General features: G+C 71.3%; 16 protein-coding genes. 9 read left to right on the top strand and 7 right to left on the bottom strand.

What is annotated here, in order from left to right; all coding sequences use genetic code 11:
* Positions 1-182: 182 nt before the first annotated feature.
* The 3 genes from ACVW19_RS32610 to ACVW19_RS32620 all read right to left on the bottom strand — a co-directional run bounded on the left by ACVW19_RS32610 (position 183) and on the right by ACVW19_RS32620 (position 3183).
* A complete protein-coding gene (locus ACVW19_RS32610) occupies positions 183-1241 on the bottom strand; it encodes a hypothetical protein (protein ID WP_457464049.1) in 1059 nt (352 codons plus the stop codon).
* Positions 1242-1297: 56 nt separating this feature from the next.
* Positions 1298-2551 carry an FUSC family protein gene (locus ACVW19_RS32615; protein ID WP_457464051.1) on the bottom strand — a complete coding sequence of 418 codons (1254 nt, stop codon included), beginning with the start codon at positions 2549-2551 and terminating at the stop codon, positions 1298-1300.
* Between the two features lie 137 nt (positions 2552-2688).
* Positions 2689-3183: an FBP domain-containing protein gene (locus ACVW19_RS32620; protein WP_457464052.1), complete on the bottom strand. Its 495-nt coding sequence runs from the start codon at positions 3181-3183 to the stop codon at positions 2689-2691.
* A 272-nt stretch (positions 3184-3455) separates the two neighbouring features.
* On the opposite strand from ACVW19_RS32620, the gene ACVW19_RS32625 reads away from it, so the two are divergent.
* The 3 genes from ACVW19_RS32625 (at position 3456) to ACVW19_RS32635 (ending at position 5855) form a co-directional block, all read left to right on the top strand.
* On the top strand, positions 3456-4745 hold the full coding sequence (locus ACVW19_RS32625; protein WP_457464054.1) for an ROK family protein: 1290 nt from the start codon (positions 3456-3458) through the stop codon (positions 4743-4745).
* A 97-nt stretch (positions 4746-4842) separates the two neighbouring features.
* The gene (locus ACVW19_RS32630; protein WP_457464055.1) at positions 4843-5106 is read left to right on the top strand and encodes a hypothetical protein; all 264 of its coding nucleotides are present in this window, start codon (positions 4843-4845) and stop codon (positions 5104-5106) included.
* Positions 5107-5615: 509 nt separating this feature from the next.
* Positions 5616-5855: a hypothetical protein gene (locus ACVW19_RS32635; protein WP_279331864.1), complete on the top strand. Its 240-nt coding sequence runs from the start codon at positions 5616-5618 to the stop codon at positions 5853-5855.
* Between the two features lie 53 nt (positions 5856-5908).
* Here the strand turns inward: ACVW19_RS32635 and ACVW19_RS32640 are convergent, their stop codons facing one another.
* Both ACVW19_RS32640 and ACVW19_RS32645 read right to left on the bottom strand, forming a co-directional pair.
* Entirely contained in the window at positions 5909-6538 is a 630-nt protein-coding gene (locus ACVW19_RS32640; protein ID WP_457464057.1) for a VanZ family protein, read from the bottom strand.
* Positions 6539-6623: 85 nt separating this feature from the next.
* Positions 6624-7286, bottom strand: coding sequence for a DUF4230 domain-containing protein (locus ACVW19_RS32645; protein WP_457464059.1), 663 nt, complete (start codon positions 7284-7286; stop codon positions 6624-6626).
* 186 nt (positions 7287-7472) lie between these two features.
* Between ACVW19_RS32645 and ACVW19_RS32650 the strand changes: the two genes are divergently transcribed.
* Positions 7473-8426 carry a ribose-phosphate diphosphokinase gene (locus tag ACVW19_RS32650; protein WP_457464060.1) on the top strand — a complete coding sequence of 318 codons (954 nt, stop codon included), beginning with the start codon at positions 7473-7475 and terminating at the stop codon, positions 8424-8426.
* A 12-nt stretch (positions 8427-8438) separates the two neighbouring features.
* Here the strand turns inward: ACVW19_RS32650 and ACVW19_RS32655 are convergent, their stop codons facing one another.
* Positions 8439-8846, bottom strand: a complete 408-nt coding sequence (locus ACVW19_RS32655) for an anti-sigma factor antagonist (RefSeq protein WP_457464062.1) — start codon at positions 8844-8846, stop codon at positions 8439-8441.
* Positions 8847-9209: 363 nt separating this feature from the next.
* Here ACVW19_RS32655 and ACVW19_RS32660 point away from each other — a divergent pair, with 363 nt between their 5' ends.
* Genes ACVW19_RS32660 through ACVW19_RS32680 form a run of 5 tightly spaced genes read left to right on the top strand, consistent with a single transcriptional unit; the run spans position 9210 to position 13620 of the window.
* Entirely contained in the window at positions 9210-11012 is a 1803-nt protein-coding gene (locus tag ACVW19_RS32660) for an ATP-binding protein (RefSeq protein WP_457464063.1), read from the top strand.
* Entirely contained in the window at positions 11009-11419 is a 411-nt protein-coding gene (locus ACVW19_RS32665) for a roadblock/LC7 domain-containing protein (RefSeq protein WP_109378666.1), read from the top strand. Before ACVW19_RS32660 ends, ACVW19_RS32665 begins: the two co-directional genes overlap by 4 nt.
* Positions 11416-11787, top strand: a complete 372-nt coding sequence (locus tag ACVW19_RS32670) for a DUF742 domain-containing protein (protein WP_457464065.1) — start codon at positions 11416-11418, stop codon at positions 11785-11787. The genes ACVW19_RS32665 and ACVW19_RS32670 overlap by 4 nt, the downstream gene beginning before the upstream one ends.
* A complete protein-coding gene (locus tag ACVW19_RS32675) occupies positions 11768-12373 on the top strand; it encodes a GTP-binding protein (RefSeq protein WP_457464067.1) in 606 nt (201 codons plus the stop codon). The genes ACVW19_RS32670 and ACVW19_RS32675 overlap by 20 nt, the downstream gene beginning before the upstream one ends.
* Positions 12370-13620: a cytochrome P450 gene (locus tag ACVW19_RS32680; protein WP_457464069.1), complete on the top strand. Its 1251-nt coding sequence runs from the start codon at positions 12370-12372 to the stop codon at positions 13618-13620. The genes ACVW19_RS32675 and ACVW19_RS32680 overlap by 4 nt, the downstream gene beginning before the upstream one ends.
* Positions 13621-13725: 105 nt before the next feature.
* On the opposite strand, the gene ACVW19_RS32685 is transcribed toward ACVW19_RS32680, so the two are convergent.
* A complete protein-coding gene (locus tag ACVW19_RS32685; RefSeq protein ID WP_457464071.1) occupies positions 13726-14757 on the bottom strand; it encodes a 7-epi-alpha-eudesmol synthase in 1032 nt (343 codons plus the stop codon).
* Between the last annotated feature and the right edge of the window lie 222 nt (positions 14758-14979).

Below are 14979 nucleotides of genomic sequence, written 5' to 3' on the forward strand. Positions count from 1 at the left end.
GGGTCCCTCCCGCTCATGGGGTCCCCCCCTGCTCGAAGAGCTTGGGGGAGGGCGTGCCGGACCCCGCGCCTGCGGCCTGATCCGCCGGACAGCACCTGGGTGGACTCCCGGCCCGCGGGCGTGCTCCACAGCCGTGCCACCGCCCCGGGCCGACCCGCCGCCGGCCGGCCCGGGACCCGTGCCTACCAGTCGCCGTCCTCGACCGGCTCGCCCTGCGCGTCCCCGAGCGGTTTCACCTGATGCGGCGACGGGGGCTGCCAGGGCTCGTGGTCGTCCCCGAGCCAGTCGCCGACCGGTTTCACCGACTGGAGCGTGTCGGTCGGCTCGAGGTCCCGCGCGTCCTGGTCGTAGTAGTCGAACCAGGGCAGCCCCGCCCGGGTGTAGGCGGCCCGGTCCACCGGGGACGGCGGCGGCGCCTCACCCGTGATGCTCCGCCACTGAGGAGGCGTCACCAGATGGACGAACACCCGGCCGGCGGGCCGCTCGGACCAGTCCGTCAGCGGCCGGTCGTCCTGGTAGACCTCCTGCCGCATCGAACCGCCGACACCGAGCCCCATGGCCGCGGCGGCCCGGGGCGTGCCGCCGGACGCCGCGGGTGCCGCGCCCGGCGCGGGCGGCGCCGCCATGGCGGGCGCGGCACCGAAGCCGGCGGTGTGGGCCGAGAGCCGCGCCCGCTCCGCCCGCAGGCGCTCCCGCTCCCGCTCCTCCTCGCGCCACCGGGCCAGCGCCTGAGGGTTCAGCGGGAAGGACTGCAACTGGACACCGCCCCACACCTCCTCGCCGGTGACCTGGCCCTCGACGGTCGCGCCCAGCCCCAGCGGCACGGCCACGAACTGGCGGACCGTGCCCTTCCCGGAGTTGATGCCGTCCAGCCAGGGCTGCCGGGGCAGCACCAGGTAGTTCTGCGGGTCGCGAGCCGGCCGGTCGCTCCACGGGCGGCCGGAGACCGCGCACACCTTGCCGACCCCCACCTGCAGCGCGGCCGGCTCCTTGGTGCCCGCGAAGCTCAGCCACATGGCCTCCCGCAGATACACCGGGAGCATCACACCGCCGCGCGCCCGCCAGGCTTCGGGCACCGACTCCGCGTAGTCCGCGACACGCCGTACCGGAAACTCGCCCAGGCCCGGCGGCAGTGCGTGTGTTCCGGTCTCCGGCAGCCGCAGCGTACGGATGAACCGCACTGCCGTACCGCCAGGCAGCCGCAAGGTGTTCCCGTCGATCCGCACGGTGGTGTCGGTCATCCGCGTGCCCCCTTCGTCTCCGTGGCCGACGGCACGCACACCCTCGGCCGGTTCCGTCACAGAGAACGCCCGGCGGTACCCCGCTGGTTCCGGCGCAGCCGCTTCGGCAGGCGCAGCCGCTCCCGCATCCGGGTGAGCCGCGGCAGGCGTTCGCGCTGCTCGCGTGCGTGCCGGTCCAGCTCCTCCAGCAGCCGTTTCGAACGGTGCTCGATGTCCATCTCGTCGAGGATGCGGTCGACCTCGGTCAGCAGCGCGCCGTGCAACTGCCACTGACGGGCGTCCCGCCGCACCTCCTCCAGCAGCATTCGGGCCAGCCGGTCGCGGGTCGTGGCGGCTTGCTGCAGTTCCGCGATGAGCCGCTCCTCCGCGGATTCCGCGCTCTCGCTGACGCTCGAGGTGACCAGCACCGAGAAGCTGACCACCGCATCGGAGATCTCGGACAGCAGCTGTTCGACAGCGGTACCCGTCTCCGGCGGGAACAGGGGGTCCGGCTCGCGTTCCTTCGCGAGGTCGGTGAAGGTGCGCGCCAGGACCCGCAGGACGACCGTGCAGATCTCCAGGGTGTCCAGGCCGGTGCGCAGCACGACCCGGTGCAGCAGACCCTCCCGCACCCGCGGGTTCAGCCGCAGGCTGTCCTCTGCCTGCCGGAGGTCCGCGTCCACCTCGGAGATGTCGTGATCGAGCCGGCGGGCCTCGTGCAGCCGGGCCGCCGCGCGGTGGTGGGGGGTGCGCTCGGAGGCCTGCTCGCCCAGGCGCAGCATCAGCTGCCGCACCCGCCGGGCCAGCGACTCGATCGACTCACCGGCCTCCTCCACCCACACCGGAGGGGCCAGCAGCAGGTTGAAGGCGAGCCCGACGACGGCGCCGATCAGCGTCTCCACGATCCGCGCCCACGCGGTGTCCCCGTGGTGGGTCACCCCGAGCACCAGCATCGCGCTGATCGCCACCTCGGGGACGAACTCGTCCACGCGTACGAGGCGGCCGACGATCAGTGACGCCAGGATGAGCAGGCCCAGACTCCACCAGCTCAGCCCCACCAGCAGGCTGAAGAGGATGGCGACCACCACCCCGGTCACCACGGCGTTCACCCGGCGTACGCCGGTGGTGAGCGTGGAGAACAGGGTGACCTGGACGACGAGCAGAGCCGTCAGGGGAGCGGTGAGCGGGGCGGCTTCCGGGCTCAGCCGCAGCGCGATGATGTAAGCGATCGTCGCCGCCGCCGCCGAACGCAGCGTCTGCACGGCCACGGGATCGCGCCGCTGCTTGACGAACTGCCTGGCCTGCGACACCCACTCACGAACCACTCGCATCCTCCGACGGTTCCCCTTCCCCGGACGCGTCGAACGTGTTCGGGGAGGACCGTAGTCAGCCGGGTGACGAACCGGGGCGTTCGCCGACCAAATGCTGACCAACGCCGACTGATGCCGACCAATGCCGCGGCCGGGTGTCACACCTTGTCGAGGAAGGCGTGGAGGTTGCCCAGCGTGCGGGCGATCTGCTCCTCCAGAGTGAGGGTCTCCTCGAAGCGGGGGCCCGTCTCCGGGACCTTCTTGCCGCGCAGGTAGAGGGAGCAGGCGAGGTCGGTGCACATGTAGGCGCCGACCGAGTTGCCCTCGCGCCCGGCCGGGCCCGCCCTGCGCGCGGTCATCAGGGAGACGCCTCCGCGCGGATGGGTCGTCAGGCACAGCGAGCACATGCTGCGGTGCAGGAACCCGCGCCGGGCGGGCTGGAAGCGCAGGGCCACCCCCACCAGGCGGCCCTGGTCCGCACGCTCGGTGACGAGGTAGCCGCGGTCGGGCGCACCCGGGTCCCGCCAGCCCAGGAAGTCCAGCTCGTCCCAGGTCCGCTCCCCGAGATCGTGGGGTACGAACAGGCGCTTGGCCTCACCCTTCGAACAGTTGACAAAGGAACCGCGGATGTCTTGTTCGGTGAGTGATCTCATGGGACTCTCCCAGCCTGGCCTTTCTGAACCTGGAGGCTCTGGTTTCCGGCCCAGGGTAAGGATCCCGAAGGAGCGTGAGCCAGCGCTTTTCCCCGAGAAGGCCCCGCTGCGGGTCGGCGCGGGGCGGAGTGCGGGGGCTGTGGCGCGGTGACGAGGGCCGGCAGTGTTGGTTCACAGTTAGTTCACAACATTAAATAAGGGTGGGGGGAAGTCGCGCCGATCCGGTCCTCGACGGTATGTTGCAGGTCGGGCAGGGTTTCGGAAGGAGCCATATGGCGGGGCGGAACGGGCGCACGGTACGCGACCTCAGACGGGCCAACCGTACGGCCGTGCTGCAGCGGCTCTACTTCGACGGCCCGCTCAGCCGCTTCGAGCTCGGCCCGGCGACCGGGCTGAGTTCCGGTTCGGTGAGCAATGTCGTCGCCGACCTGATCGGTGACGGCCTGGTCGAGGAGGCGGGCAGCGTCGACTCCGACGGCGGCCGCCCGCGCACCCTGCTGCGGGTGGCACCGGTCAGCGGCCACATGATCGGCGTCGATGTCGGCGAGACCCGGGTACGGGTCGAACTGTTCGACCTGACCCTCACCGAACTCGCCCGGGCCGAGCGCCCGCTGGAGCAGCAGCGCTACGAGGTCGAGGTCATCGTCGACCACATCCGCGCCGGAATCACCGAGGTGCTCACCACCGCCGGCCTCGCCCCCGAGCGGCTCCTCGGTGTCGGTATCGGCGTCCCCGGCATCGTCGAGCACACTCCCGACCGGGGTGCCGTCGTGCACGGGCAGACCATCGGCTGGGACGCCATCGAGCTGGAGTCCCTGCTGCGCAGCGGTTCACCCCTGCCCGGGAGCGTCCGCTACTTCATCGACAACGGCGCCAAGACCCTCGGTCAGGCCGAGATGTGGTTCGGGGCCGGACGCGGCGCCCGCAACGCCCTCGTCGTCCTCTTCGGCTCCGGCGTCGGCGCCTGCCTCGTCACGCCCGAGGCGGAGCACGGCCGCGCGGTCGAATGGGGGCACCTGACCGTACGGGTACGGGGCCGCCGTTGCCGCTGCGGCGCGCTCGGCTGCCTGGAGGCCTACGCGGGCGCCGAGTCGCTGCTCGCCCGGTGGCGGGAGGAGGGCGGCCGGGGCCCCGGCGGAACCGACGAGGAGACGGCGCTGACCTCGATGCTCGCCGCCGCCTACCCCGCCGACGGCACCGCCGCCGACCCGGTCGCCCTCGCGGTGCTGGAGGAGACCGCCGAGTACCTGGGCGCCGGCCTCTCCGACCTGATCAACCTCTTCCAGCCGGAGCGCATCCTGATGGGCGGCTGGGCCGGCCTTCAGCTCGGCTCCCGCTTCCTGCCCGCCGTGCGCAGGCACGCCCTGTCGTACGCGCTGCGCCACCCCGCCGAGAACGTGACGATCGAGCTGGGCAGCCTCGGCCCCGACGCCGTCACCGTCGGCGCCGCGATCCTGCCGCTCGCCGACTTCTTCACCCGCGGCGGACGGCGCCCCGACCCGGATCCGCAGTCCCCGCAGCCCGCCTGGCGCAGAGCGCTCCAGGAACGGACGCCGCGCTGAGGTTTCGCAGCTCACAGCGCAGGTACTCGCGCGGCGGCGTACGGACGCACGTACACGCCGGCCGTACGTGACGACGTGCGGAGGAAGGGAGAGGAGCATGACCGACCACCGCGACGAAGGACCGGGCGAGAGCGGCCAGGGTGTTCCCCGGGACCCGCCCGACCAGCAGGCCGGTGCGGGCGAGGACCCCTGGGAGGTCGCACCCGCCGCCGATGAGGAGGAGTCCGCCGGACCGGACGCGCCCGGTGAGCGGCAGCCCGACGTCCCCGACACGGACGAGGCCGGGACCGGCCGCCGGGGCGCGCCGCACTCGGCCTCCGCCAACCCGGACCAGCCGGTGCCGGACGAGCCCTCCGCCTGACGCGCGGCAGGCCTGCGCGGCGAACGCCGTGCGGCACGAACCGTACGGGGAAACGCGGGAAACCGTACGGGGAAATGCGGTAAAGCGCGGGGAAACGCCGGAAAAGGGAAAGCCCCGGCCGTGACGGGGGAATCACGGCCGGGGCGGTCAGGGGTGGGCACGTACGGCGGTCGCCTCTCGGCGGACGGCTCCACAGGGCTTCAGCCGAACGATCGTCCCTGTGGGCGGAAGGTGAGGCCCGGGGGCACTGTTCCCTCCGCACCCACGCCTCCTTCAACGGGGAACGGCTTCCGGGTGTTCCGTCCGTACGCCCGGTTTGGGGTGATGTGTATCACCTCGAGCCGGGCTCCCGGGCGTGGACGCAGCCGAGGATCTGCGGGTCGAGCCGCCCCGGCGCGCACGCGTCGGTGTCGATGCTCCGGGGTGCCCGGGTCCGGCTGTCGGGTCCCCGTCTGCCGGGTGGCTCCCCGAACCCGCGTTCGCCCGGTTTGCGGCCTACCCTTTGATGCATGACGGAAAGTGGGAGCTTGTACGTGACCCATCCACGGATCATGGTGCTCGGCGTACAGCCCGGTACGCCACCGTTCCGGATCGTGGAGATCGACGGAGAAGTGATCGGCGAGGCGAGAGCGATCACGGACGTGCTGCTGGCCGCCGCCGCGTTCGGGATCACGGTCCATGATCTCGACGACCCGGACACGGTGCGCTGGGTGGGCGGGGACAAGTTCACCTGGACCGTTCGCCGGTAGGCGCGAGGAGAGCGACGCCCTCCGCCCCCGAGGCTGTGGTGGTGCCGCCCGGGTCACGCCTGTTTCCTGCTCTTCAACTTGGCCTTGGGCATCGGCTCGGCCTTCCCCTCGGCGCTCGGCCTCGCGTCGGCCTTCGGCCTCCGGGCGTGCACGGCGCGGCTGAGCCGCCGTCCGAGCAGCAGATACCCGATCAGCGCACCACCGGTGTTCAGGATGACGTCGTCGATGTCGAAGGCGCGTCCGGTGATCATGGCCCCCTGCGCGAACTCCACCATGAGCATCACGCTCCCGGTCAGCAGCAGCACGCGCAGGAACCCGCGGGTGCGCGGGGCCACCACCGGCGCGAGGAGACCGAAGGGCATGCCCAGAAGGATGTTGCCGCCGACCTGGCGCACGGCGTCGCGCAGCGCGGGCTGGTCGAGATAGGCCCGCAGGGAACGGCCGGGACGCAGATTGGTGTGGATCAGCGCCTCCGAGGCGGGGGAGGGCTGCAGGGTGAGCCGGGCCAGCATCATCGCGAAGACGACCATGAAGGCGAAGGCGCACAGCATCGCGAGCAGCCGGATCGGCAGGGGCAGCGGTCGCGGCCCGCCGTTCCCGCCCCCGGCGCCGCGTGTGGGTCCAGGACCGCTGCCCGGCGTGCGGCGCCACCCGAAGAGCCGGCGTGAGGCAGTGCGGGGCATTCCGTCCTCCTATGGTCAACTGCTGTGCTGGATAGGTCAGTTACCCGGCCAAGCGACCATCACGCCGCCCCTGTGCCGGTACGGCTCAGCCGCCGTAGGCGACCTTCACCTTCTTGAACCCCAGGGAACGCAGCAGCCCTTCGAGCATCCCCGTGGTGTTGCTCTCGGCGCGGGCGGTCAGTCCGCTCTCCTTCGCCGCGTCACCGATGTGCCGTACCGCGAGCTTCTGGACGGCCTGCTCGCTGTTGGGGTTGTCCGAGAAGAGGTCACCGAGGCGGTCGAGCAGCCCGCGCTGCTTGGAGACTGCGTAGGAGCGCTCGGGGTCGAGTGCCGGAGTGCCCAGGCGGGCGTGCGGCAGCCGCAGGGTGGCGGACGTACGGTCCTCATTGACCTGTACGTCGTCCTTGCCGAGCTTTCCGAGGTCGACATAGGCGTCGACGGTGCCCGCGCCCACGTACAGGGTGCGGCTGCCGCGGACCGCGTCGGGCAGGAACCTGGCGTCCTTCTCCAGATCCACCACGACCTGGAAGTTGCCGGTCGCCGCGTCGTACCGGCTGATGTCCTGGATGGACTCCAGGAGCGCGGGGCCGGAGCGGTCCTGGGTCTCCGTGCCGAACAGGTCCTTCAGGCCCGGCAGTACGCTCAGCCGGACACCGGCGAACAGCACGGCGAGCACCACCACCACCGCGGTCAGTGCCTTCGCCCAGCCCGGTATGCGCCCGGGGAGGCGCCTGATGGGAGTCGTCATGGTGACGGCCCTCCTTCCTACTGACCGAATGCCCCCCACTTCCCCTGACAGACAGGGAAGTTGAGATGCGGGGGAAATCGCCGGGAGCACGTGGGGGCGCACGCCGTAGCGGTGCGGCGGGCTGGGTGAGGGTTCGTGGCCAGTAGCATGAGGCTCCCGGCCGACAGGTCATCAGAGGAGCCGACCGTGCGAGACATCGCCGTGTTCAGCGGCAGTGCCCATCCGGAACTGGCGGCGGAGGTCTGCGCGCATCTCGGCGTGCCGATCAGTCCGGTCCGGGCCAGCCGGTTCGCCAACGACTGCCTGGAGGTGCAGCTGCTGGCCAACTGCCGCGAGCGGGACGTGTTCCTGATCCAGCCCCTGGTCAAACCGGTCCAGGAACACCTCGTGGAGCTCCTCCTGATGTGTGACGCGGCCCGCGGGGCGTCCGCCTCCCGGATCACCGTCGTGATGCCTCACTACTCCTACGCCCGCTCCGACAAGAAGGACGCCCCGCGCATCTCCATGGGCGGACGCCTGGTCGCGGATCTCCTGGTGGCGGCAGGCGCGAGCCGCGTCCTGGCGATGACCCTGCACGCACCGCAGGTGCACGGCTTCTTCTCGGTGCCGGTGGACCACCTGCACGCACTGCGTGAACTGGCCGCGCACTTCAGCCAGTACGACCTGAGCCGGACCACCGTCGTCTCGCCCGACCTGGGCAACGCCAAGGAGGCGGCGGCGTTCGCCCGGCTGATCGGGGCGCAGGTGGCGGCCGGGGCGAAGCAGCGGTTCGCCGACGACCGGGTGCGGATCAGTTCCGTCATCGGTGAGGTGGCCGGGCGGGACGTCATCGTCCTGGACGACGAGATCGCCAAGGGCAGCACGGTGCTCGAACTGCTCGACAGGCTGAGGGAACTGGGCCCGCGCTCCATTCGCGTGGCCTGCACGCACGGCCTGTTCGCAGCCGGCGCGCTCAAACGCCTGAGCGAGCAGCCCGACGTGCTGGAGATCGTGTGCACCAACACCGTTCCGGTGCCCGCCGACGAGCACACGGACAAGCTGCGGATCCTGTCCATCGCCCCGGCGCTCGCCGAGGCGGTGCGCCGCATTCACAACGGCGAGTCGGTCAGCGCCCTGTTCGACGCCCCGCCGACCGCGTAGCGGCCCGGACGCTCACATCGGGCCGGGTGCGGCCCCGGGGTGTTCCAGGGCCGCGTCCAGGGTGGGCCGAGGGGGCAGCAGCCCGGCCAGGCCGGTGATCCGCAACAGGCGCAGGGTCAGCGCGTGGGTGCACACCAGGTGCAGCCGGCCGTGCTGGTCCAGCACCCGCTGCCGGGCGCGGTACAGCAGGCGCAGACCCGAGGCGTCCAGGAAATCGATCCGGGTCAGATCGAGCACGATGCGGCACTCGGGGGCCGAGGTCGCCGCATCGAGGTGCGGGACGACCTCCGCCTCCGCGGCTATGTCGATCTCGCCGCGGAACTCCAGCACGGTGTGTCCCCGGTCCTGGTGGACGCGGAGGTACCGGGTAGGCGGTGCAGGTTGGTGCCGCACCACGCCATCGCCTCCAGCCTGCTCCATGCGCGGTGGGATCGGCCCAACGCCGTTCCCTGCCTTGCAAGTTACCCTTGGGTGGGCGGATGCGGGCATGTTTGAATGTCATATGTCTTCGAATTGCGGCCAAGTTCTTCGGGGCGGCGACTGTCGTCAGAACCAACTCCCAAGCATGTAAGGACACTTGTTCGCCCTCACCTCTCCTCCGGGGCGTGACGGAACCCTCACTTCCGTCACCCCCGAACTTGATCCTTTTGTGGTGGGAACCGATAAGCTCCTTGGCAGCGCTGCGAGTTGAAGCGATCGCGCCGCGCCCGTTCGCGGTCCGTACCCCTGAGTGCGATCCCTTGCACACCCCCCTGTTCGATCGTGTTGCTTCGAAGGATGCAGATGGAACTCGCCACTCCGCCACCGGCGGCGCGGCCCCCTGTCGCCTGGTACAGCTGGTGGTTGATGCCGCTGGGCCTGGGCGGCGGGACGGTTGCCGCCACGTTCATGAGCTCGGAGCGAATAACGACGGCCGTCGCCGGCGCCGCCGCCACGGCGGCCGGTGCGATATGCGTACGGCTGTTGCTCCGCACCCGGACCCGACTGGCCCGGACGGAGCGCACCCTCCGTGCCGCACAGGCCGACCACGAGGCGCGGTTCGCCGAGCAGAACGCCGCACACGAACGGCTCCTCGCCGACCGGAACACGGCACACGAGGAGCAACTCGCCGACCAGGCAGAGTCCTTCGAGGCGAAGTTCGCCGAGCAGGCCGAGCGCCACGACGCCCGGCTGGCCGAACAGGCCGCCGGTCACGAGGCGCGGATCGCCGAGCAGCGTGAGGCCCTGCGGGAGCACTCGGCGCACCAACTGGCCGCGGTGACCCGGCTCGCCGACGAGCAGTTGCCGGAGGCGATCGAGCGGCTGCGCGCCGGTGACGCCATCGACGACGTGCTGCCGAGCGTCGACCGGAGCGCCGAGGCCGATGTCGAACTCCAGACCGAGCTGCGCAAGACCCTGCGGATCGCCCTGATGGCGCTCGAGGAGGAGTTCGACCGCTCCACCTCCGCCGAACAGGCCGTCATCAGCATCGGCAACCGCATCCACGTACTGACCAGCAAACTCCGGGGCCGACTGCACGAGCTGCAGGGTGAGCACGGCCGCCTCCCGGTCGTCGCCCGAGGCCTGATGGAACTCGACCAGGAGATCGGTCCCGCCGACTGTCTCGCCGCCAGCGTCGGCGTGCTCGGCGGTTCGGACCGGCCGGGCAGGCAGTGGCAGGAGCCGCAACGGCTGCTGAGCGTGATGCGCGGCGGCATCGGCCGGATCAAGGACTTCCACCGTGTCCAGCTGCGCCGGCTGCCCGAACTCGGCGTCGACGGCGGCCTGGTGGACCACCTCACGCTGATCTTCGCGCATCTGCTGGACAACGCGGCGCGCTACTCGCCGCCCACCGAGCCCGTGGTCGTCTCCGGCAAGGAGGTCCCGAACGGCGTCGGCATCGAGATCCAGGACTCCGGCAAGGGCCTGAGCGAGGAGAAGAAGCGCGAGGCCGAACACGCCCTCGCGGGCACCGCGCCCGGTGCGGGGATCGGCGGCATCACCGAGGACGCGAACATCGGTCTCAGGGTCGTCGGCGTCCTCGCCCGCCGCTACGGCATCCGCGTCACCTTCGCGGACTCGCCGTGGCTCGGCACCTCGGTGGTGGTCGTCGTACCGCACAAGTACTTCAGTCCGCTGCCCACGGCCGCCGCGGCGCCGACCGCTCCCGCACCGAAGACCCCCGCCGTCCCGTCCGTCCTGCCGTGGACCGCGGTCACCGACGAGGGGGAGGCCGACCGCTGGCCGACCGACTCCGCCGTGTCCCCGGAGTCCGACGGAGAGCCGGCCACCACGCCCGGCGGACTGCCCCGCCGCCGCAGTGCCAGGCGGACCGAGGCGGAGCCGCAGCCGACGGGCCGGCCCGAGCGCGGCGGGCCGAGCACCGTCACCCCCGTACCGCCGGACGCGTCCTTCGCCGGTCTCGCCGCCTTCGCCACCGCCGGGCGCGACAGCGCCGGACGCGACAGCGCGGCACACGACGCGGGGGCGCACGACTCCCAAGAACGCGACACCGGCGCGGCGCCCGAAGCGGCCACCACCGGTGACACCCCCGCAGGACGCGAGTCCACCGAGCACCGCACAGAGGAGAGCGACCACACCCCATGACACAACAGGGAAACGACGTGAGCTGGGCGCTCCGCGATCTCGTCGAGAGCATCCAGGAGATCCGCTTCGCCCTCGTGGCCTCCAGCGACGGCAAGGCCATCACCTCCTTCGGGGCGGACGACCCCGACGACGTGGACCGCTTCGCGGCCGTGGTGGCCGGTCTGCAGGCGCTGGCCCAGCCGGTCGCCGAACAGTTCCCCTCCTACGCGGGGCAACTGCGGCTGGCGATGATCGAGGTCGACGGCGGCCACCTCTTCGTGGTCCGCGCCGGTGTGGAGACCTACCTCGGCGTCCTCGCCCGAGAGGGCCTCGACCAGGGCCTGCTCGGACACCAGATGAGGGACCTCGCCCGCAGAATGGGAGAGCTCCTCGGCACCACTCCGCGCCTGGAGGAGCACTCTGGATGAGTGCTCCCCGCCGGCCGTCGGATCCGTCCGGTCTCGAGCGTTACTACGTCCTCACCGGAGGACGCAGCGGGCCGGGCGGTTCGGCGTCGAGTCTTGACGTGGCGACCCTCGTCGTCTCCCGCTCGGCCCCCGTCCCGGGGATGCAGCACGAGCACGAGGAGATCGTCCGGCACTGCCGCGATCCGCTCTCGGTCGCCGAACTCGGCGCCCACCTCGGACTGCCGTTCAACATTCTCGCCGTGCTGCTGTCGGACCTGCTGGACGAAGGCCACGTCGAAGCCCGTGACCCCATGCCGGCACACGACGCCGACCGCGGGCCCGACCTCGCGCTCCTTGAGGAGGTACTCAGTGGACTTGAAAGGCTTTGAGCAAGCCGGTCGGCATACGGCCGGGGACACCCGCTCGGTGAAGGTGATGATCGCCGGCGGCTTCGGCACCGGAAAGACCACGATGGTCCGGTCGGTCAGCGACATCAAGCCGCTCACCACCGAGGAGACCCTCACCCAGGCCAGCGCCGCCGTCGACCACCTCATCGGTGTCGCCGACAAGGCGGAGACCACCGTCAGCCTGGACTTCGGCAAGATCGGCATCAACGACAGCCTGGTCCTGTACCTGTTCGGCACGCCCGGTCAGGAGCGGTTCTGGTTCCTGTGGAACGGGCTGTTCAAGGGCGCGCTCGGCGCCGTCGTCCTGGTGGACACCCGGCGGCTGGCCTCCAGCTTCCGGGCGATCGAGGAGATGGAACGGCAGAAGGTGCCCTTCGTCATCGCCCTCAACGTCTTCCCCGACTCCAAGCACTATCCGGTGGACGAGATCCGCGACGCCCTGGACATCCCCGAACACATCCCGGTCGTGGCCTTCGACGCACGGGACCGGGCCGCCAGCCGCGATGTGCTCGTCACCCTCATCCATCACCTGCGAGAACGCTCGGCCGTGGCCGTGGAGTCCCGATGAGCGACCCGACCGAGAACGCCCCCGGCGCGGCCCGCGGCTGCCCCGTCGCCCACCACGGCGCGGACCTCGTCCGGCTGTACGGGCAGGACGTGGCCGGTGACCCGGGCGGCATCCACGAGCGGCTGCGCAAGGAACACGGGTCGGTCGCGCCGGTGCTCCTGGAGGGCGACGTGCCGGCCTGGCTGGTGCTCGGCTACCGGGACAACCGCCGGGTGCTCGACAACCCCCGCCAGTTCACCCGGGACGCCCGGATCTGGCGGGACCAGCGCGACGGGCGCGTCGCGGACACCTCACCGCTGGTCCCGATGCTCGGCTGGCGTCCCGACTGCGTCTCCCAGGACGGCGAGCCGCACCGCAGGCTGCGCGGAGCCGTCACCGACGGACTCCAGGCCGCGGCCGGCCGCGGTGTCCGACGGCACGCCACGCACTTCGCGAACAAGGAGATCGACGCCTTCGCGGATTCGGGCAGCGCCGACCTGGTGGGCGACTACGCCGACTACCTGCCGATGCTGGTACTCACCCGCGTCCTGGGGCTGCCCGAGGCGGAGGGGCGCGACCTGGTCGAGTCCTGCGCCCAGGTCCTCAAGGGCGGCGAGGAGGCCGTCACGCACGACAGCCGCATCCAGGAGATCCTCGGGGCGCTCGTCTTGCGCAAGCGGTCCGAACCCGGCAGCGACCTCACCACCGCCCTGCTGGCCCACCACGCCGGGCTCGACGAGGACGAGGTGGTCAGCCATCTGCGGCTGGTGCTGATCGCCGGCCACACCACCACCAGCAACCTGCTGGCCAGGGTGCTCCAACTGGTCCTCACGGACACCGCACGGCTCTCCGGGCTGATCAGCGGCCGGCTGAACGTCTCCGCGGTCGTCGAGGAGGTCATGTGGAACAGCCCGCCACTGGCGGTTCTGCCGGGCCGGTTCGCCACCAGCGACCTGGAACTCGGAGGGCACCGCGTCCGCGAGGGCGACCTGCTGGTGCTGGGCCTCGCGGCGGGCAACCAGGACCCCGAGATCCGCCCGGACATCGGGGTGTCCGTGCAGGGCAACCAGTCGCACCTGGCGTTCAGCGGCGGGCCGCACGAGTGCCCGGGCCAGAACATCGGCCTGGCCGTCATCGAGATCGCCGTGGACGTCCTGCTGCACCGGTTGCGGGACCTGCGCCTGGCGGTGCCGCCGGGGGAACTGTCCTCGACCGCCTCCACCTGGGAGACCCGGCTGGACCGCCTGCCCGTCGAGTTCAGTGTTTGACGACGCCGCCGCCGACGCCGCCGACGCCGTGACCGCCGACCGGGCCGGCCACCGTGACCGGCGGTGCTGCGCGGCCCCGCCACGGGGCCGCGCAGCACCGCCGGCTCACACGGTCAGCAGGTCGTCGACCGAGCCGCGGCCCGCCTGTTCGGCCGTGGCCACCGCTCCCTCCTTCGCCGCCGCGTAGCGGCCGCTGGTCAGGGCCCACTCGTAGTTGCCCTCGATCCAGTGCTGAATGGCCTGTACACCCTTGTCCACCCGGTCGCGTTCCTCCGTGTCGAGCCCCAGTTCGTCGCACATGCCGGGCACCCGCGACTCGAGGACGAGGTACTCGTCCAGGCAGGCGGTCGTCATGCGGTACGCCTCGGCGGCGGCCTCCTCCCAGGAGCAGCCGCGCTCCCGGTGCAGTACGGCGATCAGGTTGTGGCCGTCGCCGCGGCGCCGCTCCCGCTCGAAGGAGTGGATGTCGTTCATGAACCCGATGGTGTCCGCGGCCAGATCGCGCATCCGCTCCATCAGCGGATGCGCCATCGCCCGTGCCGGCACCTCGAAGCCGCGGCTGCGCTCACCGACGTCGATGCTGTGGTGGATGCCGACGGTACGGCGCCGGAACACGGTGTACTCGTCGAGGCCGAGCGTCCCGGCCAGCCCGCGGGCCGCCAGGTCGACCTCCTCGCAGTGGGCCACCAGGAACCGCCCCCAGGACGCCGCGAACCGGGTCTGCCAGGTCAGGGACATGCCATCCGAGAGGCGTTCCCAGACCTGCGCCCAGGCCACCGTGATCGGGCAGAGCACCCGAGGAGTGCTTCCCGCCGGCCGCAGCGGGGTGACGATCAGCTCCCGCGCCACGTCCGCTATCAGGTCCGCGCGGTCCGGCCGGCCGGAGTCGAACTGGTCGTCGAAGAGGAAGGCCAGGGAGAACCAGTTCATCAGAACGACCATGTCCTCGGCCGAGGCGTACGGATAGGTACGGGCGGCGGCCTGCGGCAGGTCCCAGGAGCGGTACTCGTCGAATCCGTCCCGGCTGCGTACCAGGCCCATCTCCCACACCCAGCGCAGATGGCGCGCGCGGGCGTACTCCAGATGCTCGCTGACAGGGGTGTTGAAGGGGAGATCGAACCGGACGTCCTGAGACATGTGCTTCCTTTCGGGAGACGGTACGCAGAGTCCCCCAGCCCTGCGGACGGGCCGTCATCGCGACCGCCCGCACACTTGAACTCGGCTTCACGGAGCGAAAGTTGAACCGGGAAGCGGTACGTAGCTGCCCAGATCCCAAATGATCTACACCAGGCGCCCCTCGTGATGTCTGTTACTTCACAGGTCACTTGAGGTGCTTACCGTCCCAAACGCTCCTGAAGC

Source organism: Streptomyces sp. TE5632 (genome assembly GCF_054061295.1).

Coding starts and splice junctions, on each gene's coding strand:
- ACVW19_RS32610 (WP_457464049.1), bottom strand. CDS start 1,241: ATGACCGACACCACCGTGCGGATCGACGGGAACACCTTGCGGCTGCCT.
- ACVW19_RS32615 (WP_457464051.1), bottom strand. CDS start 2,551: ATGCGAGTGGTTCGTGAGTGGGTGTCGCAGGCCAGGCAGTTCGTCAAG.
- ACVW19_RS32620 (WP_457464052.1), bottom strand. CDS start 3,183: ATGAGATCACTCACCGAACAAGACATCCGCGGTTCCTTTGTCAACTGT.
- ACVW19_RS32625 (WP_457464054.1), top strand. CDS start 3,456: ATGGCGGGGCGGAACGGGCGCACGGTACGCGACCTCAGACGGGCCAAC.
- ACVW19_RS32630 (WP_457464055.1), top strand. CDS start 4,843: ATGACCGACCACCGCGACGAAGGACCGGGCGAGAGCGGCCAGGGTGTT.
- ACVW19_RS32635 (WP_279331864.1), top strand. CDS start 5,616: ATGACGGAAAGTGGGAGCTTGTACGTGACCCATCCACGGATCATGGTG.
- ACVW19_RS32640 (WP_457464057.1), bottom strand. CDS start 6,538: ATGCCCCGCACTGCCTCACGCCGGCTCTTCGGGTGGCGCCGCACGCCG.
- ACVW19_RS32645 (WP_457464059.1), bottom strand. CDS start 7,286: ATGACGACTCCCATCAGGCGCCTCCCCGGGCGCATACCGGGCTGGGCG.
- ACVW19_RS32655 (WP_457464062.1), bottom strand. CDS start 8,846: ATGGAGCAGGCTGGAGGCGATGGCGTGGTGCGGCACCAACCTGCACCG.
- ACVW19_RS32660 (WP_457464063.1), top strand. CDS start 9,210: ATGGAACTCGCCACTCCGCCACCGGCGGCGCGGCCCCCTGTCGCCTGG.
- ACVW19_RS32665 (WP_109378666.1), top strand. CDS start 11,009: ATGACACAACAGGGAAACGACGTGAGCTGGGCGCTCCGCGATCTCGTC.
- ACVW19_RS32670 (WP_457464065.1), top strand. CDS start 11,416: ATGAGTGCTCCCCGCCGGCCGTCGGATCCGTCCGGTCTCGAGCGTTAC.
- ACVW19_RS32680 (WP_457464069.1), top strand. CDS start 12,370: ATGAGCGACCCGACCGAGAACGCCCCCGGCGCGGCCCGCGGCTGCCCC.
- ACVW19_RS32685 (WP_457464071.1), bottom strand. CDS start 14,757: ATGTCTCAGGACGTCCGGTTCGATCTCCCCTTCAACACCCCTGTCAGC.